General features: G+C 70.2%; 27 protein-coding genes and 1 tRNA gene. 17 read left to right on the forward strand and 11 right to left on the reverse strand.

Annotated elements, in window-relative coordinates; genetic code table 11:
- Window positions 1-81: 81 nt before the first annotated feature.
- The 3 genes from HNO83_RS19660 to HNO83_RS19670 all read right to left on the reverse strand — a co-directional run bounded on the left by HNO83_RS19660 (window position 82) and on the right by HNO83_RS19670 (window position 3,217).
- Window positions 82-969: a putative endonuclease domain-containing protein gene (locus HNO83_RS19660; RefSeq protein WP_175339230.1), complete on the reverse strand. Its 888-nt coding sequence runs from the start codon at window positions 967-969 to the stop codon at window positions 82-84.
- 147 nt (window positions 970-1,116) lie between these two features.
- Window positions 1,117-1,788, reverse strand: a complete 672-nt coding sequence (locus tag HNO83_RS19665; RefSeq protein WP_175339231.1) for a potassium channel family protein — start codon at window positions 1,786-1,788, stop codon at window positions 1,117-1,119.
- Entirely contained in the window at window positions 1,781-3,217 is a 1,437-nt protein-coding gene (locus HNO83_RS19670) for a TrkH family potassium uptake protein (protein WP_175339232.1), read from the reverse strand. The genes HNO83_RS19665 and HNO83_RS19670 overlap by 8 nt, the downstream gene beginning before the upstream one ends.
- An 83-nt stretch (window positions 3,218-3,300) precedes the next feature.
- On the opposite strand from HNO83_RS19670, the gene HNO83_RS19675 reads away from it, so the two are divergent.
- From HNO83_RS19675 to HNO83_RS19695, 5 genes are all read left to right on the forward strand, one after another.
- Window positions 3,301-3,726: an ArsR/SmtB family transcription factor gene (locus tag HNO83_RS19675; protein WP_175339233.1), complete on the forward strand. Its 426-nt coding sequence runs from the start codon at window positions 3,301-3,303 to the stop codon at window positions 3,724-3,726.
- A 40-nt stretch (window positions 3,727-3,766) separates the two neighbouring features.
- Window positions 3,767-3,979, forward strand: coding sequence for a helix-turn-helix domain-containing protein (locus tag HNO83_RS19680; RefSeq protein ID WP_115696371.1), 213 nt, complete (start codon window positions 3,767-3,769; stop codon window positions 3,977-3,979).
- 70 nt (window positions 3,980-4,049) lie between these two features.
- Window positions 4,050-4,148 carry a 30S ribosomal protein bS22 gene (locus tag HNO83_RS19685; protein ID WP_003792170.1) on the forward strand — a complete coding sequence of 33 codons (99 nt, stop codon included), beginning with the start codon at window positions 4,050-4,052 and terminating at the stop codon, window positions 4,146-4,148.
- A gap of 92 nt (window positions 4,149-4,240) precedes the next feature.
- Window positions 4,241-4,504, forward strand: coding sequence for a glutaredoxin family protein (locus HNO83_RS19690; protein ID WP_175339234.1), 264 nt, complete (start codon window positions 4,241-4,243; stop codon window positions 4,502-4,504).
- On the forward strand, window positions 4,501-4,800 hold the full coding sequence (locus tag HNO83_RS19695) for a Dabb family protein (protein WP_175339235.1): 300 nt from the start codon (window positions 4,501-4,503) through the stop codon (window positions 4,798-4,800). Before HNO83_RS19690 ends, HNO83_RS19695 begins: the two co-directional genes overlap by 4 nt.
- A gap of 23 nt (window positions 4,801-4,823) precedes the next feature.
- Here the strand turns inward: HNO83_RS19695 and HNO83_RS19700 are convergent, their stop codons facing one another.
- Together HNO83_RS19700 and HNO83_RS19705 are read right to left on the reverse strand one after the other, a co-directional pair.
- On the reverse strand, window positions 4,824-5,525 hold the full coding sequence (locus tag HNO83_RS19700; RefSeq protein ID WP_175339236.1) for a GntR family transcriptional regulator: 702 nt from the start codon (window positions 5,523-5,525) through the stop codon (window positions 4,824-4,826).
- Window positions 5,525-6,193 carry a GntR family transcriptional regulator gene (locus HNO83_RS19705; protein ID WP_175339237.1) on the reverse strand — a complete coding sequence of 223 codons (669 nt, stop codon included), beginning with the start codon at window positions 6,191-6,193 and terminating at the stop codon, window positions 5,525-5,527. The genes HNO83_RS19700 and HNO83_RS19705 overlap by 1 nt, the downstream gene beginning before the upstream one ends.
- 152 nt (window positions 6,194-6,345) lie before the next feature.
- Here HNO83_RS19705 and HNO83_RS19710 point away from each other — a divergent pair, with 152 nt between their 5' ends.
- Entirely contained in the window at window positions 6,346-7,608 is a 1,263-nt protein-coding gene (locus tag HNO83_RS19710) for an isochorismate synthase (RefSeq protein WP_349627330.1), read from the forward strand.
- 10 nt (window positions 7,609-7,618) lie between these two features.
- On the opposite strand, the gene HNO83_RS19715 is transcribed toward HNO83_RS19710, so the two are convergent.
- Window positions 7,619-8,473 carry a PPK2 family polyphosphate kinase gene (locus HNO83_RS19715; protein WP_349627331.1) on the reverse strand — a complete coding sequence of 285 codons (855 nt, stop codon included), beginning with the start codon at window positions 8,471-8,473 and terminating at the stop codon, window positions 7,619-7,621.
- Window positions 8,474-8,621: 148 nt separating this feature from the next.
- On the opposite strand from HNO83_RS19715, the gene HNO83_RS19720 reads away from it, so the two are divergent.
- From HNO83_RS19720 to HNO83_RS19740, 5 genes are all read left to right on the forward strand, one after another.
- Window positions 8,622-9,008 carry a PLDc N-terminal domain-containing protein gene (locus tag HNO83_RS19720; protein ID WP_175339239.1) on the forward strand — a complete coding sequence of 129 codons (387 nt, stop codon included), beginning with the start codon at window positions 8,622-8,624 and terminating at the stop codon, window positions 9,006-9,008.
- Between the two features lie 95 nt (window positions 9,009-9,103).
- On the forward strand, window positions 9,104-10,114 hold the full coding sequence (locus HNO83_RS19725; RefSeq protein ID WP_175339240.1) for a class I SAM-dependent methyltransferase: 1,011 nt from the start codon (window positions 9,104-9,106) through the stop codon (window positions 10,112-10,114).
- The gene (locus HNO83_RS19730) at window positions 10,114-11,190 is read left to right on the forward strand and encodes a polyprenyl synthetase family protein (RefSeq protein WP_175339241.1); all 1,077 of its coding nucleotides are present in this window, start codon (window positions 10,114-10,116) and stop codon (window positions 11,188-11,190) included. The genes HNO83_RS19725 and HNO83_RS19730 overlap by 1 nt, the downstream gene beginning before the upstream one ends.
- Before the next feature lie 30 nt (window positions 11,191-11,220).
- A complete protein-coding gene (locus HNO83_RS19735) occupies window positions 11,221-12,606 on the forward strand; it encodes an FAD-dependent oxidoreductase (RefSeq protein ID WP_175339242.1) in 1,386 nt (461 codons plus the stop codon).
- A 16-nt stretch (window positions 12,607-12,622) separates the two neighbouring features.
- Entirely contained in the window at window positions 12,623-13,618 is a 996-nt protein-coding gene (locus HNO83_RS19740) for an alpha/beta hydrolase (protein WP_175339243.1), read from the forward strand.
- Here HNO83_RS19740 and HNO83_RS19745 read toward each other — a convergent pair.
- From HNO83_RS19745 to HNO83_RS19755, 3 genes are all read right to left on the reverse strand, one after another.
- Window positions 13,605-14,093 carry a YajQ family cyclic di-GMP-binding protein gene (locus HNO83_RS19745; protein WP_175339244.1) on the reverse strand — a complete coding sequence of 163 codons (489 nt, stop codon included), beginning with the start codon at window positions 14,091-14,093 and terminating at the stop codon, window positions 13,605-13,607. The genes HNO83_RS19740 and HNO83_RS19745 overlap by 14 nt on opposite strands.
- Window positions 14,094-14,241: 148 nt before the next feature.
- Window positions 14,242-14,994: a hypothetical protein gene (locus tag HNO83_RS19750; RefSeq protein WP_175339245.1), complete on the reverse strand. Its 753-nt coding sequence runs from the start codon at window positions 14,992-14,994 to the stop codon at window positions 14,242-14,244.
- Window positions 14,970-15,659, reverse strand: coding sequence for a hypothetical protein (locus HNO83_RS19755; RefSeq protein WP_175339246.1), 690 nt, complete (start codon window positions 15,657-15,659; stop codon window positions 14,970-14,972). Before HNO83_RS19755 ends, HNO83_RS19750 begins: the two co-directional genes overlap by 25 nt.
- 158 nt (window positions 15,660-15,817) lie before the next feature.
- Here HNO83_RS19755 and HNO83_RS19760 point away from each other — a divergent pair, with 158 nt between their 5' ends.
- From HNO83_RS19760 to HNO83_RS19775, 4 genes are all read left to right on the forward strand, one after another.
- Window positions 15,818-16,507, forward strand: coding sequence for a response regulator transcription factor (locus tag HNO83_RS19760; protein ID WP_175339247.1), 690 nt, complete (start codon window positions 15,818-15,820; stop codon window positions 16,505-16,507).
- Between the two features lie 4 nt (window positions 16,508-16,511).
- Complete coding sequence (locus HNO83_RS19765) at window positions 16,512-17,882, forward strand: sensor histidine kinase (RefSeq protein WP_217499276.1); 1,371 nt, start codon at window positions 16,512-16,514, stop codon at window positions 17,880-17,882.
- Between the two features lie 23 nt (window positions 17,883-17,905).
- A complete protein-coding gene (locus HNO83_RS19770; protein ID WP_175339248.1) occupies window positions 17,906-18,475 on the forward strand; it encodes a hypothetical protein in 570 nt (189 codons plus the stop codon).
- Window positions 18,476-18,593: 118 nt separating this feature from the next.
- Entirely contained in the window at window positions 18,594-19,241 is a 648-nt protein-coding gene (locus tag HNO83_RS19775; RefSeq protein ID WP_175339249.1) for a biliverdin-producing heme oxygenase, read from the forward strand.
- A 25-nt stretch (window positions 19,242-19,266) separates the two neighbouring features.
- On the opposite strand, the gene nagA is transcribed toward HNO83_RS19775, so the two are convergent.
- On the reverse strand, window positions 19,267-20,418 hold the full coding sequence (gene nagA / locus HNO83_RS19780; RefSeq protein ID WP_175339250.1) for an N-acetylglucosamine-6-phosphate deacetylase: 1,152 nt from the start codon (window positions 20,416-20,418) through the stop codon (window positions 19,267-19,269).
- Between the two features lie 164 nt (window positions 20,419-20,582).
- Window positions 20,583-20,726, reverse strand: coding sequence for a hypothetical protein (locus tag HNO83_RS19785; RefSeq protein ID WP_175339229.1), 144 nt, complete (start codon window positions 20,724-20,726; stop codon window positions 20,583-20,585).
- A 148-nt stretch (window positions 20,727-20,874) separates the two neighbouring features.
- Here HNO83_RS19785 and HNO83_RS19790 point away from each other — a divergent pair, with 148 nt between their 5' ends.
- Both HNO83_RS19790 and HNO83_RS19795 read left to right on the forward strand, forming a co-directional pair.
- The gene (locus HNO83_RS19790; protein ID WP_175339251.1) at window positions 20,875-21,201 is read left to right on the forward strand and encodes a helix-turn-helix domain-containing protein; all 327 of its coding nucleotides are present in this window, start codon (window positions 20,875-20,877) and stop codon (window positions 21,199-21,201) included.
- Window positions 21,202-21,291: 90 nt separating this feature from the next.
- A tRNA-Tyr gene (locus tag HNO83_RS19795) sits at window positions 21,292-21,373 on the forward strand.
- Window positions 21,374-21,429 lie beyond the last annotated feature (56 nt).

Raw genomic sequence — 21,429 nt, forward strand, 5'->3', positions numbered from 1 at the left:
CCTCCCCCCTCCCCCGCCTCGCGTCCCCAGCCATCAGCTCCTGAGTTCTTCCAGCGACACGCCGCAGGAAAGTCGAACAACTCAGGAGCTCTGGGCATGGAAGGCCCTACGGACGGTGAGGACGGCACGCGGGACGGGTCCGCGGAGGTCGTCGGCGGTCAGGAAGACGGTCGCCCACCCTGCTGCGGATAGCCGCTCCCGGCGCTGGATGTCCTCGCGGTATGTCTGGGTGTCGGTGCGGTGGTGGTCGCCCAGGTACTCGATGGCCAGCCGACGGTCGGGATAGGCGAGGTCGACCATGGCGACAGGGTGGCCGCCGTGCTCGACGCGGTGATTCAGCGCGGGCTCGGGGAGACCGGCGGACATGAGCTCGAGCCGCAACCTGGTCTCCTGCGGCGACAACGATCCGTACCGCACCAGTTCGAGCGCTTCGCGGAGACGACGGATGCCCTGCCGACGGCCGTGGTGCCGGAGCGCGCGCTCGAGGTCGGCCCTGCTCAATGGACTGGGCGTCCACGAGTAGGGCTCGTCGCCGGTGATCAGCCAGTCCCCGATGATGACGAGATCGCCGAGCGAGAGCGAGCCGGAAAGCTGTGCCCACGTGTCCTCAGCGCTGAAGCAGCGGAGCCCCTCCGCCTGCACGATCCGGTGGCCAGCAGGGCGTAACTCGTGCGCGACGACTCCGCGCATCTGCGGCGGCTTTTCGGGAACGAAGACCGCAACATGCACGTCGTCCGGATGGGAGTGGAGTGGAAGCGGAAAGCCGTGGAGCATCGCCGCGGAGTGATGGCTGAAGATCTGCGTCGTCCGGCCTAGCCTGGAGTACGCCCGGCACTTCGCCACGTGGTCGTCGTCTACCGGCGCGTAGGAGCGTACCCCGCGGAACGGCCTCGAGAAGTCGCGACCGTAGAGCGATCCTCGTCGGATGCCTGCGTCCAACCCTTGGCGGACCGTGAAACTGTCGAGCATCCCGACATCCTGCCCGTTCCGCGCGTGACGTCAGCCCTTATCCACACCCACGCCATCAGCTCCTGAGTTCTTCGAGCAACACGCCGCAGAAGAGTCGAACAACTCAGGAGCTGACGGCTGGGGACGGAGGAGGGACGGTGGAGGGGATCAGGATTCGAGGGCGGCGAAGCGCTCTATGTCGGCGGAGGAGCCGGAGACGATGATGAGGTCGTGGTCGGTGACGACGGTGTCGGGGGTCGCGTAGGTGAAGGGGCGGCCGGGCGGCTTGACGCCGACGACGGTGATGTTGTGCTTCGAGCGGACGCCGGACTGGCCGAGCGGGAGGCCGCGGATCGGCTTCGGCGGATACATCTTCACGAGCGCGAAGTCGTCGTCGAACTCGATGAAGTCGAGCATCCGGCCCGAGACGAGGTGCGCCGCGCGCTCGCCGGCCTCGGCCTCGGGATAGATCACATGGTTGGCGCCGATGCGCTCCAGGATCTTGCCGTGCGACTTCGAGATCGCCTTCGCCCAGATCTGCGGCACTTTGAGGTCGACCAGGTTGGCGGTGATGAGCACGCTCGCCTCGATCGACGATCCGACGGCGACGACGCCGATGGAGAAGTCCTCCGCGCCGATCTGGCGCAGCGTCTCGATCGAGCGGGCGTCCGCCTGCACGGTGTGGGTGACCCGGTCGGCCCACTTCTGTACGAGGTTCGCGTCGGTGTCGATGGCGAGCACCTCGCGGCCCAGGCGGTCGAGCTGGCCCGCGGTGGCGGCGCCGAAGCGGCCGAGGCCGATCACCAGGACGGGCGCGTTGTGCTTGATCCGGTCACCCAACGAGCGGCCTCTCCTCCGGGTTGTGGTACAGCTGGCGCCGCTGGCTCTGCGCCAGCGCGGCGGCGAGAGTCACTGTACCAACGCGCCCGCAGAACATCGTGGCCGCCATCACGTAGACGCCGGCGTCCGGCAGCCGCTCGGTCAACCCCGTCGACAGGCCGCAGGTCGCGAACGCGGAGATGACGTCGAACAGCACGTGGTCGAGCGGCGCCTTCGTGATCTGCAGGATGAGGATGCTCGACACCGCGACGATCGTCGCGCCCCACAGCGCCACCGACACCGACAGCCGCAGCACATCGATCGGGATGCGGCGCTTGAACGCATCCATCGACTCCACACCGCGCGCCTCGGCGAAAGCGGCCAGGAACAGGACCGCCAGGGTGGTCACCTTGATGCCGCCGGCCGTCGAGGCCGAGCCGCCGCCGATGAACATCAGCATGTCGGTCACCAGCAGGCTCGAGCCGTGCAGATCGTCGATCGGGATGGTGGCGAAGCCCCCCGAACGCGACATCGTGGACAGGAAGAAGGACTGGAACACGGTGTGCCCCGCATCCAGGTGTCCGAAGGTCTTCGGGTTGTCGTACTCGAGCACGATGTAGAGCACCGCGCCGGCCACCAGCAGGATCAGGGAGGTCAGCAGCGTCAGCTTGACGTGGATCGACCACCGCCGCCGTCTCTGCCGCAAGTTCGACGCGATGGCGAGGATCACCGGGAACCCGATCGCCCCGAGGAACACGCCGATCATCAGCGCCGTGAGGAACCAGTAGTCGGTCGCGAACGCCTGGATGCCCTCGGCGTTCGGCGTGAACCCGGTGTTCGTGAACGCCATCGCCGAGTAGTACAGCGATTCCCACGCGGCCGTGCCGACATCGATCCCGGCGATCAGCATCCGCGGGAACAGCAGCAGCGCGATGCCGCCCTCGATGACGACCATGCTGATCGCGACGGTCGTCAGCAGCTTGCCGACCTCGCCGAGCCGTACGGCCTGGCCCTCCGCCACCGGCCCGGAGTGCATCCGGAGCGGGTTGCTGTCGCTCGCCGCCATGAGCTTCGCCCGCAGCCCGAGCTTCCGGGAGATGACGAGTCCGAGGATGGATGCCATCGTCAGCACACCGACCGCACCCACCTGCACGCCGATGTAGACCAGCAGGTGACCGAACACGGACCAGTGGGTGGCCATGTCGACCGTGGACAGGCCGGTGACGCAGATGACGGAGACGGCGGTGAACAGGGAGTCGGCGAGCGGCGTCCAGCGTCCGTTCGCCGACGAGATCGGCAGCGAGAACAGCAGCGTGAACACCATGATCAGCAGGGCGAACACGAGGATCGCGAACCGCGACGGGCTGCGGGCCGCGAAGGCGTTGATCGCCGCGCGGACACGTCCGGCCGGTGTCGCGGGGAGGCCGCGGGCCACCCGGGTGGCGCTCATCTGTCGGTCCTTCCCGTCGTCTCGTCTGGTCGGGGCGGGCTCCGGACATGGTACTGCGCCTGGCGAATGGCTAGCCTTGGGGCATGGCCGACATCTTCGACGTGATCGCCGATCCGACGCGCCGCGACATCCTCCGCGTGCTGCTCGACCGCAACTCGGAGGCGACGCATTCCGTCGGCGAGATATCCGTCTCCGAGATCGTCGCCACGCTCGAACTGAGCCAGCCGACGGTGTCCAAGCACCTCAAAGTCCTGCGCGAGGCCGGTCTGGTGTCCGTCCGCGAGGAGGGCCAGCACCGGTACTACCGGCTCGACGCCGGACCCCTGGAGGCGGTGGAGGACTGGGTCATTCCCTTCACGGCATCCGAGGAGGACGTCGCCCTGACCGTCCGGCTGGCGGAGGAGACGCGGGAGTTCGCCAGCTCGGTCGGAAAGGTGCTCGCGGACACCCGCCACCGGGTCTCGTCGGCCACCGAGCGTGTGACGCCGAAGAAGTGGCGCAAGGACTGACCCCGGCGAGTACGATGTCCCCACAGAGGAGGACAGAGCGATGGCACACGACCTGAAGGACGTGCGCTTCCTGACGGTCGCCGAGGTGGCCGACATGATGCGCGTATCCCGCATGACCGTGTACCGCCTCGTCCACGCGGGTGAGCTGCCGGCCATCCGCTTCGGGCGTTCGTTCCGTGTTCCCGAGTCCGCCGTCGAGCATTTGCTCGATGCGGCCACCTACCGCGAGGGCGGCGTCGCGGACTCGGCGTGACGTCGGGTAGACTTGCTCTTCGTGTCGCCGCGCGCCCCGCGGCATACCCCTGATTCTTTGTGAGGTCTACGTGGGTTCCGTTATCAAGAAGCGTCGCAAGCGTATGGCGAAGAAGAAGCACCGCAAGCTTCTTCGCAAGACGCGCCACCAGCGTCGCAACAAGAAGTAGACCCCGGTCTGCGGCTCAAGCGTCGGTCCACCCGGGCCGGCGCTTCTTGCTGTGCGCCCTCGGGTCCTGGCCGTGCCGTTTAGAGTGGGTGCGTGTCCACCGTGTCCCTGACGCTCATCGGCAAGCCCGGCTGCCACCTCTGCGATGACGCGAGGGAGGTCGTCCGCTCGGTGATCGCCGAACTGCCGGCCGGTGCGCCGGCGGTGACGGTGGAGGAGCGGGACATCCTCCAGGAGCCTGACCTCCACGAGAAGTACGTGGAGGACATCCCCGTCGTGCTCGTCGACGGACGCATGCACACCTACTGGCGCGTCGATCCCGTCCGCCTGCGAACCGCCATCCTGGAGGCCCGATGACCATCCGCCACGTCGTGTCGTGGAAGCTCGCGACCACCGACGATCGGGAGCGCGCCGAGCAGGCCGCCCGCATCAAGAGCGGGCTGGAGTCGCTGCCGGCCGTCATCCCCGAGCTCCGCTCCGCGCAGGTCGGCGTGACCGTCGCGCCCGGCGACGACTTCGACGTCGTGCTGATCAGCGACTTCGACAGCCTGGACGACATCCGGATCTACCAGGAGCACCCCGCGCACCTGGAGGTGGCGGGCTTCATCCGCTCGGTCGTGGCCGGGCGCGCGGCGGTCGACTTCGAGGTCTGACCGCCGGGTTCGCGGGAGCGAGGTCAGATCACCGGGCTCTGGGCGATGTCCACATCACGCCGGCGGTAGTCCTGAAGGAACTGCGTCAGCGTCCCGGAGTAGAGCTCCCTGACGAGGTCGCCCGCCTTCGCCCCGTCGCGGTCCTTCGCGGCGGCGAGGATGTCGGCGAGGGCTCCCGGGAGGTCGTCGACGCCGAACGGCGTCTGCCAGACCGACACGTAGCGCAGCAGCTGCGGGCTGAGGCCCTCGCTCATCGCGGTGAGCACGTCGTTGCCGCCCGAGCGGACCAGGTCGAGGAAGAAGTCGTTGAAGGCGTGGCCGAGGGCGGGGAGCTCGCGGCCCTTCGACGCCTTGCGCACCTCTTTGAGCGCCTTGTCGAGGCTCGCTATGGTCGCGTTGTCGATGGTCGGCACGAACGTCCGCGCCGCCTTCTCGTACAGGAGGCCGGTGCTGTAGATCGCCTCGTCGATCGCCTTGAGGTCGATCGGCGCGACACGCGTGTAGCGATTGGGGGCCATTTCGACGAGCCCGAGGTCGGCGAGCTTCATCAGGGCCTCGCGGATGGGCGTGCGCGAGACGCCGAGCCAGGCGGTGAGCTTCTCGTCGAGCAGGGTCTCGCCCGGCTCGAGGGTGCCGTCGAGGATGCCCTCGTACAGCCGGCCGTAGACCACGTCGCGCAGCAGTCGCCGCTCGACGGGTGCGGTGTCGCTCACGGGCAGCGGCATCAGCGCATCTCCTTCTGGGTGGGCGCGAACTCGTCGGCGATCGCCGGAAGCGTCTTGTCGAACAGGTCGGCCGCGGCGCGGGCGGCCTTGTCGGCCTTGCCGGCGACGGCGGCATCGGCGAGAGCCTTGACGGACGTGCGGGCCTTGTCGAACGCGGAGTCGGACTTGACCGCGTTCAGCGCGCGCTGCACCTCGGGCAGGTGGCGCTTGAGCAGGCGGGCGATGGTGCCGTTGTCGAGGCGGCGGACGTAGACGCCGACGAAGCCGTCGGCCGAGAGCCCGGTGCGGACCGCCGTCGCGGCATCTCCGTCGGCAGCGGTTCGCAGCACCTCGCGGTCGTCGTCGGTCAGGAGCGGGGTCGCGTCGCGGACGACTCCGGCGACCAGGATGCCGACGGTCGCGATCAGCCGGCGCAGCCGCTCGGCGTCGATGGGCGTGACGCGCGTGCGCCGCTGCGGAAGGATCTCCACCAGCCCCATCGCGGCGAGCTGGTTGAGCGCCTCGCGCACCGGCGTCCGGGAGACACCCACCCACCGCTCGATCTCGGCGTCGTAGAGCTGCTCGCCGGGAAGGAGGTCGCCTCCGACGATGGCGTCGAGGAGGCGCTGGAAGACTTCGTCTCGGATGAGCCGCCGGGGGCTTGCGGCTTCGGTCACGGGCACGGGCATAGAAGCATGTTACATCCGAACGTGAGCGCTTCGGCCCCGAAATACCACGTGTTGAAAGCCTCCATTGCCTGCAATTCCGGACTCTCCCACGCGCAGCGGACGCCCATCCGACGCGCACCGGGCGCACAGCCTCGCGGGCGTAGGCTGGTCCGGTGAGTACAGCCCCGACCGCATGGCGGGAGACTGGCGTGACGGTCCTGGAGGCCGAGACCGCTCCACTCGATGACGTCCGCCAGCTCATCCCCTTCCTCGACTCCCGCACGCCGCTGCTCTGGCTGCGCAAAGGCGAGGGGATGGCCGCCGTCGGTGAGGTGCTCCGGCTCGAGTTCTCGGGACCGGACCGCATCCAGCAGGCCTCGGCGGCCTGGCGGGCCACCGCCGCAGCAGCCGTCGTCGACGACGCGGTGCGCACCCCCGGGACGGGACTCGTGGCCTTCGGCACGTTCGCCTTCGACGACGAGAGCACCGCGACCAGCACCCTCATCGTCCCCGAGCTGATCATCGGGCGCCGGGGAGCCAGGAGCTGGATCACGCGCATCCGGCGGGCAGGGGAACCGCCGTCCGCCGTGCTGCCGCACCCCACCCCGTTCGGCGACGAGTACCGGCTGAGCCTCCTCCCCGGCCGGCTCGACGACGACGGCTACCGCTCGGCTGTGGCGCGCGCGGTCGAGCACATCCGGGAGCAGGACCTCTCCAAGGTCGTGCTCGCGCGCGAACTGCGCGGCCACCTCCCGCTGGAATCCGATCTCCGCCGCGCACTGGTCGAGCTCGCCCTCGGCTACCCCGACTGCTGGACGTTCGCGGTCGACGGTCTCGTGGGCTCGTCGCCGGAGACCCTGGTGCGCGTGCACCACGGCACGGTCACCGCCCGCGTTCTCGCCGGCACCATCTCGCGCGGGACGGACGCCGCGAAGGATGCCGCCGCGGCGGCCACCCTCGCGGCCAGCACGAAGGACCAGGGGGAGCACCGCTTCGCCGTGACGAGCGTGATGGATGCGCTCCGCCCGCACAGCGCCGATCTTGCGGCGAGCGACGAGCCCTTCGCCCTAAAGCTGCCGAACCTCTGGCACCTCGCCACCGACGTCGCCGGCATGCTGAGCGACGGCTCGAGCTCGCTCGACCTCGCCGCTGCGCTCCACCCGACGGCCGCGGTCGCCGGCACCCCGCGCCGCGACGCCCTTGCGCTCATCCGGGAGCTGGAGCCGTTCGACCGCGGCCGCTACGCCGGCCCGGTCGGCTGGGTCGGCGGCGACGGCGACGGCGAGTGGGCGATCGCCCTCCGCTGCGCGCAGGTGACCCCGGACGGCGACCTGACCGCCTACGCCGGCGCGGGCATCGTCGCGGACTCCGACCCGGACCGCGAACTCGCGGAGACCACGATGAAGTTCCGGCCGATCGTGGAGGCGTTCGGCTGAGAGCCGCGGCTCAGGACTCGGCGAGCCTCCGCTTCTGCTCCTCGACGTCGTAGGCCGGCTTCGGCCAGCGCAGGTCGAGCCGCTGCAAGGCCGCGGTGAGCAGCTGCTGCACGGCCACCCTGGCGTACGACTTGTGGTCGGCGGGGACGACGAACCACGGCGCGTGCTCGGTGGAGGTGCGCTCCAGCATGAGCTGGTACGCATCCTGGTAGCCGTCCCAGCGGAGGCGCTCGTCCACGTCGGCGGGATTGAACTTCCAGAGCTTGTCCGGGCGCTCCAGGCGGGCGGCGAGCCGCTTCTTCTGCTCGTCGCGGCCCAGGTGCAGCATGACCTTGACGATCGTGGTCCCGGCCTCGGTGAGCTCCCGCTCGAACGCGTTGATCGCGCCGTAACGGCGCTCGATCTCGTCCGCGGGGGCCAGGTTGCGGACCCGTCCGATCAGGACGTCCTCGTAGTGGCTGCGGTCGAAGACCCCGACCTGGCCGGCCTTCGGCACCTCGCGCCACACCCGCCAGAGGAAGTCGTGCGCGAGCTCCTCCGGTGTCGGCTTCCCGAACCCCGCGTAGTGGACGCCGCCGGGGTTCATCGCGCCGATGACGTGGGAGACGATCCCGCCCTTGCCCGCGGTGTCCATCGCCTGCAGCACCAGCAGCACAGACCGGGACTCGCCCTCCCGGCCGCACGCGAACAGCAGCTCCTGCAGGCCGGCCAGGACGCTCTCGCCGTCCGCCAGCGCTTTCTCCCGGTCGGTCTTCCCGCCCCTGAAACCGGGCGTCGCGTCCGTCGGCTGGTCGGCGAGGCGGAATCCGGGGCCCGCTCGCAGCAGCTCGTAGGGATCGCCCGTCCAGTACGTGTCGTCGGACACCGTCGCCTCCTCGTCCCGCCGCGCCGTCGCAGTGCGAGCGCCTGGGGCGCCCATGCTAGTCCCCGCGACCCAGCGCGCCCGCGGAAATGCGTTCTAGCCACGACTCGTCACGCGGCATTACGGTGTGCCCCATCGAGAGGAGTCCGAGATGGGCACGTTGTGGAGCGTCTTCCTGTACGTCTTCTGGATCTTCGCGTTCGTCGCGTTCCTGATGGTGCTGTTCACCGTGCTGGTGGACCTGTTCCGGGACCACCAGCTGAACGGCTGGTGGAAGGCGCTCTGGGTGATCTTCCTCGTGTTCTTCCCGGTGCTCGGCGTGCTCGTGTACCTGATCGCGCGCGGTCGCGGGATGGCGGAGCGCAACCTGGCGCGCCAGGCCACCGTCCCGGAGGACGACACCTGGGGGCAGCATCCGACGGCGTCGGCCACGCCGGCCGCCGACATCCAGCAGGCGCAGACGCTGCTCGACCAGGGCGTCATCAGCCCGGGCGAGTTCGACGCGCTCAGGGCCAAGGCGCTGGGGCAGCGGTACTGAACCGGTGCACCCGACGCTACGCCGCCTCCTGACCGTTCGGCGTGCATCCTGCCGCTGGAATGCAGGCGACCGGGACCGCAGCCTAAGCTGGTGGGGTGAGTAAGGCCGACCTCAGCAAGCAGCCCGCCCAGGTCGCCGCCATGTTCGACCAGGTGTCGACGCGCTACGACAGGACGAATGCGGTCCTGTCGGCCGGCAACGCGGCGCTGTGGCGTGTGGCGACGACGCGGGCCGTCGCGCCGCGCGCAGGCGAGACGATCCTCGACGTCGCGGCGGGAACGGGCACGTCGAGCGCCTCCCTCGCACGCAACGGCGCCTCCGTCGTCGCCGCCGACTTCTCCGAGGGCATGATCGAGGTGGGCCGCCGCCGCCAGGCGGACAACCCCTTCGTGCGCTTCGTCCAGGCCGACGCGACCGCGCTGCCGTTCGACGACGACTCGTTCGACGCGGTGACGATCTCGTTCGGCCTGCGCAACATCGTCGACCCGAAGAAGGCGCTCGCCGAGTTCTACCGCGTGGTGCGCCCGGGCGGCCGGGTCGTGGTGTGCGAGTTCTCGCAGCCGCCGCTCGCTCCCATCCGCGCCGGCTACGCCGCCTACCTCAAGTACGGGATGCCGGTGCTCGCCCGCGTGGCCAGCTCCAACCCAGCCGCCTACGAGTACCTGATGGAGTCGATCCAGGCCTGGCCCGACCAGCAGGCGCTCGCCGGCTGGCTGCGCGAGACAGGCTTCGAGCGCGTCGCGTACCGCAACCTGACCGCGGGGATCGTGGCGCTTCATCGCGGGTTCAAGCCCGAGCGGGCGATCGTCGAGGAGGCGCCGGTGGCGGCTCCTGCGGCGAAGCCGAAGGCCGCGGCGAAGCCCAGGGCGGCGCCGAAGCAGAAGCCCGAGGCGGCTGCGGCGTCCAATCCGAAGCCCGCCGCTGCGTCGAAGTCCTCGGCGAAGGCAGGCTCGCAGCCGAAGACCGCGCAGCCCAAGACCGCGCAGCCGAAGACCACCGCCGCACCGAAGCCGGCGTCGACCTCCGCGCCGAAGACCACCGCGACGCGGAAGCCCAAGCCGAAACCGACCGATTCCGCATCCGCCGTCCCGTCCGAGGGGGAGTAGTGCCACGAAGTGTCCCGGTTGTTCGGCGACCGTCGCTGACCAGCCAACTGGGCTTCACCGAACGGATCTTCCTCCGCGGTGAGGACCGCGAGCTCGCGACCGCCGTCGACGACGGACTGGCGCAGGTCGAAGAGGGCCTGCACCGCGAGATGCACTTCGCCGACAACCTCGCCGACGTCACCGCTCGCTACCTGCTGGAGGCCGGCGGCAAGCGGGTGCGCCCCATGCTCACCCTGCTCGCGGCGCAGCTGGGCGACGGCACCAACGGCGACGTGATCCAGGCGGCGGCCGCCGTCGAGATCACGCACCTCGCGTCGCTCTACCACGACGACGTCATGGACGACTCGCAGATGCGCCGCGGCGTCCCGAGTGCTCAGTTCGTCTGGGGCAACTCGGTCGCCGTGCTGACCGGCGACCTGCTGTTCGCGCGCGCGAGCAAGCTCGTCTCGGCGCTCGGCGAGCGGGCCATCCAGCTCCAGGCCGACACCTTCGAGCGGCTCTGCCTCGGCCAGCTGCACGAGACCATCGGACCGCGCGAGGACGAGGACCCGGTCGAGCACTACATCCGGGTGCTCGAGGACAAGACCGGTTCGCTGATCGCCGTCGCCGCGCAGATGGGCGTCGTGTTCTCCAACGCTCCCGAGGAGTACGAGCAGCCCGTCGTCGTCTTCGGCGAGAAGATCGGCGTCGCGTTCCAGCTGATCGACGACGTGATCGACCTGTCGTCGCAGGGGGTCGCGGAGACCGGCAAGACGCCGGGCAACGACCTCCGCGCCGGCGTCGCGACTCTTCCCGTGCTCCGTCTGCGCGAGCGCGCGGCGGCCGACGCGGAGGCGGCGGCGCTGCTCGACCGGCTCGAACGGGATGTCATCGGCTCGGCCGAGGACGGCGAGGTCACCCCCGCCGCCATGGAGGCGATCGCCGCCCTTCGCGAGCACGACGTCACCCGGCAGACGCTGGAGGAGGCGCACCGCTGGGCCCGGGAGGCCGTCGAGGCGCTCTCGCCCCTGCCGGACGGCCCCGTGAAGAAGGCGCTGGTCCGGTTCGCGGACACCATCGTCGAACGCTCCAGCTGAGCGACAAGCAACCCCAGAAGGAATCAACGCATGACCAAACTGCGACTGGCCATCGTCGGCGCCGGCCCGGCGGGCATCTACGCCGCCGACATCCTGCTGAAGGCGGAGCGGGCCTTCGATGTGTCGATCGACCTGTTCGAGCAGCTCCCCGCCCCCTACGGCCTGGTGCGTTACGGCGTCGCCCCGGACCACCCGCGCATCAAGGGCATCATCACCGCCCTGCGCGAGGTGCTCGACCGCGGCGACATCCGCATCTTCGGCAACGTGGAGTTCGGCCGCGACATCACGCTCGACGACCTCAAGCGCCACTACAACGCCGTGATCTTCGCGACGGGCGCCGTGCGCGACGCCGACCTCGAGATCCCCGGTGTCGAGCTGCACGGCTCGTACGGCGCCGCCGACTTCGTCAGCTGGTTCGACGGCCACCCCGACGTGCCGCGCACCTGGCCGCTGGAGGCGAAGTCGGTCGCCGTGATCGGCAACGGCAACGTCGCCCTCGACATCTCCCGGATGCTCGCGAAGCACGCGGACGACCTGCTGCCCACCGAGATCCCCGACAATGTCTACGAGGGCCTGAAGGCGTCGCCTGTCACCGACGTGCACGTTTTCGGCCGCCGCGGCCCCGCGCAGGTCAAGTTCACGCCGCTGGAGCTGCGCGAGCTCGGCGAGCTGCGCGACGTCGACATGATCCTGTACGACGAGGACTTCGACTACGACGAGCAGTCGAAGGCCGCCATCGCCAGCAACAAGCAGGTCATGGTGATCGACCGGGTGCTGCAGCAGTGGCGGCAGCGCGAGGTCGGCAACGCCTCGCGCCGGCTGCACCTGCACTTCTACGCCAAGCCGCTCGAGGTGGTCGGCGACGAGCACGGCAACGTGCGCGCGCTGCGCTACGAGCGCACCGAGCCGGACGGCGAGGGCGGCGTGCGCGGCACCGGCGAGATCCGGGAGCTCGAGATCGACGCGCTCTACCGCGCGGTCGGCTACTTCGGCTCGCCGCTCCCCGGCATCCCGTTCGACCGGAAGCACGGCGTTATCCCGAACCACGAGGGCCAGGTGCTGCGCAAGGGCGACAACGAGCGCATGTACGGCGTCTACGCGACCGGGTGGATCAAGCGGGGCCCTGTCGGGCTCATCGGTCACACGAAGTCGGATGCCATGGAGACGATCAAGCATGTGATCAACGATCAGGGCAACTGGTGGTCTCCCGCAGACCCTTCCGAGGAATCTGTGGAGAACCTGCTGCGCGAGCGGGGTGTGGAGTACACGAACCTCGACGGCTGGCACAACCTCGACGCGTACGAGCAGGCGCTCGGCGCGGAGCGCGGTCGTGTGCGTATCAAGGTGGTCCCGCGCGACGAGATGGTGCGCGTGTCCAACTCCGAGACGGTCGCGAGCGGGCCCTCCGCCGAGTAGGCGGTAGCCTCGGGGCATGGCTCCCCGGCCCGAGTGGCGACCCGACATCCTCGGGGAGCACTTCGAGCAGCTGACGCTGCCGCTGCGCCCGGACGCCGAGGGCGACGTGGTGGCGACGCTGGTCCGCTACTCGCCGCCGCCGCGACTGCACCTGCACAGGGGACCGGCGGCGGACGCCGACGTGCTGTACGTGCACGGCTGGTCGGACTATTTCTTCCAGACCGAGCTGGCCCGCTTCTGGCACGACCAGGGCGCGCGCTTCCACGCGCTCGACCTGCGCAAGTACGGCCGCAGCCTCCGCGACGGGCAGACCCCCGGCTTCGTCGACGACCTCGCGGTGTACGACGAGGACATCGCAGCGGCGCTGGATGCGATCGGGCACCGGGACGGCGAGGAGTCCCGCCGCCGCCTCATCCTGCTCGGGCATTCGACCGGCGGTCTCACCCTCAGCCTGTGGGCCGACCGGCATCCGGGACGCGCGCACGCGCTCATCCTGAACAGCCCGTGGCTGGAGTTCCAGGCGCACTCCGCCGGCCGTGCGGCTCTTGCGCCGCTGATCGACCTGCATGCGCGACTCGATCCGAAGGCGGCGATGCCGAACGTCGACCTGGGCTTCTACACGCGCACCGTCTCCCGCACGATGGACGGCGAGTGGGACTACGACCTGGCCTGGCGCCCGGTGCGCGGCTTCCGCGTGCACCCCGCCTGGCTCACCGCGGTCCTCGCCGGGCACGCGCGAGTGGCAGCCGGGCTGCACATCGACGCGCCGGTGCTGACGCTGCTGTCGGCGCGGTCGACGATCCTGCCCTACTGGACGCCGGCGATGCAGACCTCCGACGTGGTGCTGGTGGTGCGCGATATCGCCGAGCGCGCGCTCGGCCTGGCCGGCGATGTGGCGGTGTCGTGGGTGCAGGACGCGCTGCACGACGTCTTCCTGTCGGCGCCGCCCGCGCGGGCCGCGGCCTATGCCGCGATCGAGCGGTGGATGCGGGGCTACCTCAGCGCAGGTTGACGAACTGCAGCGCCACGTCGAGGTCCGCGTTCTTGAGCAGGGCCATGGTGGCCTGCAGGTCGTCGCGGCTCTTCGAGCTGACGCGGAGCTCGTCGCCCTGGATCTGCGACTTGACGCTCTTGGGCGCCTCGTCGCGGATCAGCTTGTTGATCTTCTTCGCGGCGTCCTGCTCGATGCCGTTCTTCAGCCCGACCTCGATGCGGAACTCCTTGCCGGACGCGTACGGCGCGCCGGTGTCGAGCGACTTGAGCGTGATCCCGCGCTTGATGAACTTCGACTCGAGCACCTCGAGCACGGCCTTCACGCGCTCCTCGGTGTTGGCCTTCAGCAGCACCTTCTCGCCGCTCCACTCGACGGAGGCGCCGACGTTCTTGAAGTCGTAGCGCTGATCCACCTCTTTGCGGGCCTGGTTGACGGCGTTGTCCGCCTCCATCTTGTCGACCTTGCTGACGACGTCGAACGAGGAGTCTGCCATGATGTCCGTCCTTCCCGGTTGAGCTCCCTCCAGTCTACGAGGGCGGGCCGTCGGTGGCCGCGGCCCCCTCGTGATTGCGCCGGCGCGGGAACAGATGCGGCTGCTCGTCCTGTCTGGGCAGTAGCCGGATGCCTTGACGAGTGCTTCTCTACTCGACGCCCATTGCTGTCATCACCAGTTCCAGGTTCACTCTGCTTCTGAGTCGCGCCTGGTCGTCGAGGTTCACCCACGGTGCCGCTGTCGCGTCGGTGAGGTTCTCTTTGATTGCGCGGAGCCGGGCGCGATCGTTCTTTGTCGACCTGGAGTAGTCGAGCGCTGACGCGTCCTCGATGGACGCGAGCAGGGTCGCTGCGTCTTCGAGATGCCGGCCTGGGTCACGCTGGTCGGTGAGGTACGCCGCACCCTTGGCGACAAGGGCGCCGATCTCGTCGGGGACACCGACGGTGACTACGGCGCCGGAGTTGAACGTCAACTGGTAGAGCTCGCGTCGGTCGAGCGCTTGCTGGCCGGCGGGTACCTCGAGGGCAGGTTTCCGCTGGAGTCGGATGGTGAGGTTCTTTGGAAGGTGGTCGGGAACCATCGCGTCGATCTTCCGGCCATCCGGGTGGATGAATCGGTAGGCATACCGTTCGTCGTCCTTCAACTGGAACCCGAGCTGCCTCATTGCCGCTGCGAGTGCGGTGAGGCTGCCACGGTCCACGAGCGCATCTACGAGGAAGTCGGCGTCGTCGGTGGAACGCGGCATGGTGATCCCGCCTCTGGTGGCGTGGAGGTACACCATCAGTCCGCCGACGATGGTGAGCTCGCCGGTGTTCATCACCTCGGAGAGGCCCTTGACGGACTCCCACGCGGGGAGCAGGTCGTCATCGCCGAGGTTCAGCGTGTGTGCGATCGCAGCCATGACCTCTTCATTTCGTCGAGTGCGTGCAGGCCCGCGCTTCGCTCCCGGGTATCGGTGGAGACAGCGAGGTCTGCAGCGACCACGGCGGGGAGCGGTTCCGTATAGCTGTGGAGGGGTGCCGTGTTCTCGTAGAGGACGTCCTGCCCGGAGGGGTCGGCGACCATGAAGTGAGCGCGAGCGTAATCAGCGACCGTGGTGTCGGCGGGGACGTACCCGGCAACCCGGCGCATGTCGGGGAGAAGGTCGCTGCCGATGAGGTCAGAGGCGGCGCGTGCGGTGCGGATGAGGCCGGCTTGGGCTTTGGCGACGTTCGCAGACCGGTAGCGGTGAGTGGTCGTACGGCTGGCGACTTCGGTCGCAAGCCGTTCGGCGGGCCAGGTTCGGATGCGAGCGCGCGCGCGGGTGTAGGTGGCGCGGGGGAGCAGATGCGCTGCTCTGACGCCGGAGAGCTCGTAGAGGATTGCCCACGCGGTGGCGCGGTCCAGGCCGCGCCCGGCGCCCTTCCGGCGGCGCTGCAGGTAACGGATGACGTCGTCGTTGTCGGCGAGCCAGTCCCCGGAGGGTAGCTGCCTGCCTCTGATGGTGCCGTCGGTTAGGAGCATGCGCGCACGGCGGTCGGTGACGCCGAGGCGGCGCGCGACCTCGGCTGCGGTGATCTCAACCATCTACTCACATTCCTTCCGGTGTCGGAACCCTTGTGATCCTCCCTTAGCGTCTCATATTGCTTCCGATACCGGAAGAATTATGAGCACCCACTGTAAAGAACCGGTAAGGCATCTGCGGATCTCGCCCGCGAGCGGGGGCGTACCGCCATGATGAGAGTGTGGGCGAGGACAGGGGCTTGGTGCTGGTCGTCGAGGACGAGCCGACCATCGCCGATCTCGAGCGGCTGTACCTCGCCGACGGCGGGTTCGGCGTCCACATCGAGCGCGACGGCGGCCGCGCCCTCGAAGCCGTTGCGCGCCTCCGGCCGGTGGCGATCGTGCTCGACATCGGCATCCCCGGGATGGACGGGCTGGAGCTGTGCCGCACGCTGCGCGCCCGCGGCGACTGGACGCCCGTGGTCTTCGTCACCGCACGCGACGACGAGGTCGACCGCATCCTGGGGCTCGAGCTGGGAGCCGACGACTACCTGACGAAGCCGTTCTCGCCGCGCGAGCTCGTGGCGAGGGTCCGGGCGCTCATCCGCCGGGCCTCCGTGCCGGCCGGTGCGCCGGTGCGGACGATCGGGACGGTCGTGCTCGATCCCGTCCGGCGGAGGGTGGAGGTCGGCGGTGCGCGGGTGGCGCTCACGGCGACGGAGTTCGACCTGCTCGAGCACCTGATGTCGCAGCCGGGCCGGGTGTTCACTCGCGAGCAGCTGCTCTCCTCCGTCTGGGGCGTGGCGGACTACAGCAGTAGCCGGACCGTCGACGTCCACGTGGCGCAGGTGCGCCTCAAGCTCGGCTCCGCCGCAGCTGTCATCCACACCGTGCGCGGGGTCGGCTACAGCGCGGCCGAGCAGGAGGCGTGACGCGGTGAGCGCCGCACGGCCCTGGATCGCATCCGTCACCGCCCGGATCATGCTCGGCACCTTCGCGGTGAGCCTGATCGCTGTGGTCGTGACCGGCATCGTCGCCCTGCAGGTGGTGCAGGGCGTCGTCGAGAGCCAGGCGCGGCAGCAGCTGAAGGCGCAGGCGACCGCGCTGGTCGCCGCCCGGGCGACGGGCTCGCACCTGGCCGCGACGCGGCTGGCGGCGCTCGGCGACCGCTTCGCGGTGGTCGAGCCGGATGGGACGGTCACCGGTGCCGCGCGCTCGTCGGTGGGCGACGCGGTCGTCCGCGAACTGCGCGCCGGGCGGGTGGTGTCCGGCACCACGACCCTGGGCGACAAGGATGCGGTTCTCGTAGGCATCCCCACGTCCGATGGCGGCGGGGTGGTCGGGGTCCGCAAGGTCGCCGACATCTCGGCCGCCAGTGCGGAGCTGATCCGCTGGCTGGCGCTCGCCCTGGTGCTCGGACTCGCGGTGGCGTCGGTCGCGGGCGTCCTGCTGGCGAGGCGGCTGGGGAGACCGCTCACCCGCCTCGCCGGGCGCGCGCGGGAGCTGGCCTCCGGTCGCCGCGGCGTCGCGATCGAGCGGGAGCCGGTGGCCGAGATCGAGGACATCGCGCAGGCGCTGCGGGGGCTCGACACCGCGCTCTCCGTCAGCGAGGACCGGCAGCGCGAATTCCTCCTCTCGGTGTCGCACGAGATCCGAACACCGCTCACCGCCATCCGGGGCTACGCCGAGGCGCTCGCCGACGGCGTCGTCCCGTCGGGCGACATCCCCCGCGTTGGCGGCACCCTGACCGCCGAGGCCGACCGACTGCGGCGGTTCCTCGACGATCTGCTCGAGCTGGCGCGACTGGAGGCCGACGACTTCCGTCTCGACCCGCAGCACTTCGACGCCCGGGAGACCGTGGAGCGGGCGGTCGCGGCGTGGAGCGGGGTCGCCTCCCGGGCCGGCGTGGTGCTGCGGGACGAGCTGCCCAGCGGCCCGGTGCCCGTCGACACCGATGAGTCGCGCCTGCGGCAGGTGGTCGACGGACTCATCGAGAACGCCCTGCGGGTGACACCGGAGGGCGCCCCGGTGGTCGTCTCCGTCGCCGGGGGTCGCGGCGTGCGGGTCGAGGTGCGCGACGGCGGTCCCGGGCTCACCCTGGAGGACACCGCGGTCGCCTTCGAGCGGGGGGAGCTGCACGCCCGCTACCGGGACGTGCGGCCGGTGGGTACGGGACTCGGGCTGTCGATCGCCCGCCGGCTCGTGGGCAGGCTCGGCGGGACGCTCGAGGTGCGGCCGGCTCCGGAGGGCGGCGCGGCCTTCTCGGTCTCCTTACCGTCCTCTTACATTCCCCCGGCGGAGCGCTGACATCCCCCTGCGACACTTCCGGTATGGACAATCACGACACCGAACCGTTCGACACCGAGCCCCTCGGAACCGCGCCCGCCACCCCGGCCGCGCCCGCCGCATCGCCGGCGCCCGCATCCGCCCCCTCCTTCCTCCGCCGCCACGCGATCGGCGTCGGCATCGCCGCGGCCGTGCTGGCCGTGGTCGTCGTCGCCGGTGGGACCGCGTGGGGCGTCTCCGCCGCGGTGGCGAGCACGCAGCCGGCGGCGGTGGCGCCGGTCTCCGACAACACCGCCATGCACTCGACCGCGCACAAGAAGAAGGCGCACGCCAAGCGTGCCGAGCACGGAGCCGTCGGCACTCTGACGGCGGTGAACGGCGACACCTGGACGATCAAGGCCGCCTCCGGGAAGACGCTCACGGTCACACTCAGCTCCTCGACGGCGTTCGGCACGAAGAAGGCGCCGGCCACCCGTGACAGCTTCACGACCGGGAGCCGAATCGGCGTGCTCGGCAAGCGCACGGGGGACACTGTCGCGGCGACGCGCATCGTGCACGTCCCGGTGCGCGCACACACGGCGAAGGCGACGCCGACGCCCGCGCCGAGCGTCTGAGCGCTGAACGATCGGGCCCCGGGGTCGGCGCGGTCGGTCGACGCGCCGCCCCCGCCTTGACGCTGACGGTCGCCGTAGGAGAGGCTTAGGTAAGCCTTACCTGAGCAGGAGACCCGACATGGCCGAACCCATCCCCTTCTCCGAGGCGCTGCGGGAACGCACCCGCGGCGTCCACCAGGAGAGCGAAGGCGCGGTCTTCATGCAGGACCTGATGAGCGGCAAGGGCTCCCGCGACGACTACATCGCGCTGCTGGGGCAGCACTACTTCATCTACGAGGCGCTGGAGCAGGCGGCGGAGGGGATGGCCGACGACCCGGTCGCGGCCCTGTTCATCAGCCCGAAGCTGACCCGGCTGCCGGCGATCGAGGCCGACCTGGAGTTCCTGCTCGGTGCGGGGTGGCGGGACCGCATCGCACCGCTGCCGTCCACCATGCGCTACACCGCCCGCATCCGCGAGGTGGGCAGTAGCTGGCCCGGCGGCTTCATCGCGCACCACTACACGCGGTACCTCGGCGACCTGTCGGGCGGCCAGATCATCCGCACCCTCCTGCAGCGGCAGTACGGGTTCGACACGAACGGCGTGGGGTTCTACCTGTTCGCCGAGATCGCCAAGCCCAAGCTGTTCAAGGACACCTACCGGTCGCAGCTGGATGCGGTCCAGTGGACCGAGGAGGAGCGCGACCGGGTCATCGGCGAGGTGGGGCTGGCGTTCCGCTTCAACACCGAGCTGTTCGACGACCTCGCGACCGCGAAGGCCGCCGCCTGAGCGTACGACCCTCCCGGCGGGAGCCTCAGACCACCTGCACGCCGTCGCGCCAGACCGCGCGCACCGCGAAGTCGTCGTCGAGCAGCACGGCGTCCGCCGCGTAACCGGGAACGAGTCGCCCGAGGTCGTGAGCATGGCCCACGGCGGCGGCCGGCGTCTCGGTGATGGCACGCACCGCCTCGGCGACCGACACACCCGCCTCGCGCACCGTACGGCGCAGCGCGTCGTCGAGCGTGAGGGTCGAGCCGGCGATCGATCCGCCGACCGCGAGCCGCGCGACACCGCCGCGCACCTCGACCGCCAACGAGCCGAGCAGGTAGTCGCCGTCCTCCGAGCCAGCCGCGGCCATCGCGTCCGTCACCAGGGCCATGCGGCCGGGTGCCGAGGCGAACAGCATCCGCACGACCTCGGGATGGACGTGGACCCCGTCGCCGACGACCTCCAGCGTCACGCCCGGCGTCCTCGCGGCGGCGGCGACCGGGCCCGGGGCGCGGTGGTGCAGGCCGGGCATGGCGTTGAACGCGTGCGTCAGGATGGTCGCGCCCGCCTCGAAGGCCGCGAGGGCCTGTGCGTAGTCGGCGCCCGTGTGCCCGACCGCGACGGCGACGCCCGCGTCCGCGAACGCGCGGACCGCGTCCATCCCACCCGGAAGCTCCGGCGCGATCGTGATCTGCCGCAGGGTGCCGCCCGCGGCCTCCAGAAGCACGTCGATGTCGGCCGGGGTCGCGGGGCGCAGCAGCGACGGCTCGTGCGCGCCCTTGTGCCCGACGTCGAGGAACGGGCCCTCCAGGTGCGAACCGAGGATGCGCGGGTCGGACCCCATGAGCTCCGTGACCCCGCGCACGCGGCCGGCGAGCTCGTCGACCGGGGCGGTCACCAGCGAGATCACGGCCCGGGTGGTCCCGTGGCGCTGGTGCAGGTCGAGCCCCCGGGCGATCGACTCGCCGCCGTCGTCGAAGCTCGCACCGCCCCCACCGTGCACGTGGATGTCGACGAAGCCGGCCGTGAGCCACGCGCCCGCGGCGTCCGTGGTCGCGACGGCGGGCTCCGATCGCCAGGACGAGCCGGATCCGACCGCCGCGACGGTGCCGCCGGAGAATCGCACCCAGCCGTCGTCGACGACGGTGCCGCCGTCGACCAGCCGGGCCGAGTGGATGAGGTGGTCGCCTCCGGTCACGCGACGGCCGCCCGCGCGCCGACGTGCTGCCGTTCCGCTCTGTTCATCGATGCCCCGTCTCCTCGTCGCCGCTCCATCGTCTCATCCACGACGATGACGGTCGTTCCGACGGGGGCCGCCAGGGAGATCGGGTCGCGTCAGGGGAGACGCCCGAGTGGACGGGCTCAGGCGGTCTGCGCGAGTTCCGCGTAGTAGGTGACGTGGCAGCCGTCGCCGCTGCACTCGACGCAGACGGTGATCTCCTCGCTGTGCTGGAAGGGGTCGGCCCCCGTGCCGTCGCACCGTTCGCAAATCTCCAACGTTCTCATGCCCACGATTGTGCGCCCGACCACCGACATCGGCGGCAGGCGCACCGGGGTGTCGCGATCGTGTCAGCGGGCTCGCGGGATTCTGCCCACAGCAGAACCGCCGGAACCCTCTAGCGCGTGCCCACCCGCTCCGACATAGGCTGAGGCCATGCTTCTGCGGCACGCGATCGGATCGGTGCTCCGCCGGATCAGGACGGAGCGCGGCACGACGCTGCGCGAACTCTCCGAGGAGTCGCGGGTGTCGGTGCCCTACCTCTCCGAGATCGAGCGCGGCCGCAAGGAGGCCTCGTCCGAGATCCTCGCAGCGCTGTGCCGCGTGCTCGACGTCACCGAGGGGGAGCTGCTCACCAGCGTCGCCGCCGAGTTCGCCGAGGCGCAGGTGCTGACGCTCGTGCCGGAGCGGGACGCGATTGCGGCGCCGCCAGAGCTGCACCCGGCCCCGCTCGAGGCCGGCATCGTGGCGCTCGCAGCCTGAACGCCCGCTGATTTCGTGTGCGGGCGCGCGTACGGCTATTCTTGTCTGGCGCCTTCGGTCACGAGAACACTGGTGGTCGGGAGCGCCAATGGCGAGTTACCCAAGCGGCCAAAGGGATCTGACTGTAAATCAGCTGTCTACGACTTCGGGGGTTCGAATCCCTCACTCGCCACGTTGTCTTGAGTCGCGACATAGGTCTCACCTGAGTCGCGTCTTAGGTCTCATTTG

It is taken from the genome of Leifsonia sp. C5G2, from assembly GCF_013359685.1.
Lineage (GTDB): Bacteria > Actinomycetota > Actinomycetes > Actinomycetales > Microbacteriaceae > Leifsonia.

Coding starts and splice junctions, on each gene's coding strand:
- HNO83_RS19700 (WP_175339236.1), bottom strand. CDS start 5,525: ATGCCGCTGCCCGTGAGCGACACCGCACCCGTCGAGCGGCGACTGCTG.
- HNO83_RS19790 (WP_175339251.1), top strand. CDS start 20,875: ATGCTTCTGCGGCACGCGATCGGATCGGTGCTCCGCCGGATCAGGACG.
- HNO83_RS19750 (WP_175339245.1), bottom strand. CDS start 14,994: ATGGCTGCGATCGCACACACGCTGAACCTCGGCGATGACGACCTGCTC.
- HNO83_RS19770 (WP_175339248.1), top strand. CDS start 17,906: ATGGACAATCACGACACCGAACCGTTCGACACCGAGCCCCTCGGAACC.
- HNO83_RS19740 (WP_175339243.1), top strand. CDS start 12,623: ATGGCTCCCCGGCCCGAGTGGCGACCCGACATCCTCGGGGAGCACTTC.
- HNO83_RS19705 (WP_175339237.1), bottom strand. CDS start 6,193: ATGCCCGTGCCCGTGACCGAAGCCGCAAGCCCCCGGCGGCTCATCCGA.
- HNO83_RS19660 (WP_175339230.1), bottom strand. CDS start 969: ATGCTCGACAGTTTCACGGTCCGCCAAGGGTTGGACGCAGGCATCCGA.
- HNO83_RS19745 (WP_175339244.1), bottom strand. CDS start 14,093: ATGGCAGACTCCTCGTTCGACGTCGTCAGCAAGGTCGACAAGATGGAG.
- HNO83_RS19755 (WP_175339246.1), bottom strand. CDS start 15,659: ATGGTTGAGATCACCGCAGCCGAGGTCGCGCGCCGCCTCGGCGTCACC.
- HNO83_RS19675 (WP_175339233.1), top strand. CDS start 3,301: ATGGCCGACATCTTCGACGTGATCGCCGATCCGACGCGCCGCGACATC.
- HNO83_RS19670 (WP_175339232.1), bottom strand. CDS start 3,217: ATGAGCGCCACCCGGGTGGCCCGCGGCCTCCCCGCGACACCGGCCGGA.
- HNO83_RS19680 (WP_115696371.1), top strand. CDS start 3,767: ATGGCACACGACCTGAAGGACGTGCGCTTCCTGACGGTCGCCGAGGTG.
- HNO83_RS19735 (WP_175339242.1), top strand. CDS start 11,221: ATGACCAAACTGCGACTGGCCATCGTCGGCGCCGGCCCGGCGGGCATC.
- HNO83_RS19720 (WP_175339239.1), top strand. CDS start 8,622: ATGGGCACGTTGTGGAGCGTCTTCCTGTACGTCTTCTGGATCTTCGCG.
- HNO83_RS19775 (WP_175339249.1), top strand. CDS start 18,594: ATGGCCGAACCCATCCCCTTCTCCGAGGCGCTGCGGGAACGCACCCGC.
- HNO83_RS19695 (WP_175339235.1), top strand. CDS start 4,501: ATGACCATCCGCCACGTCGTGTCGTGGAAGCTCGCGACCACCGACGAT.
- HNO83_RS19785 (WP_175339229.1), bottom strand. CDS start 20,726: ATGAGAACGTTGGAGATTTGCGAACGGTGCGACGGCACGGGGGCCGAC.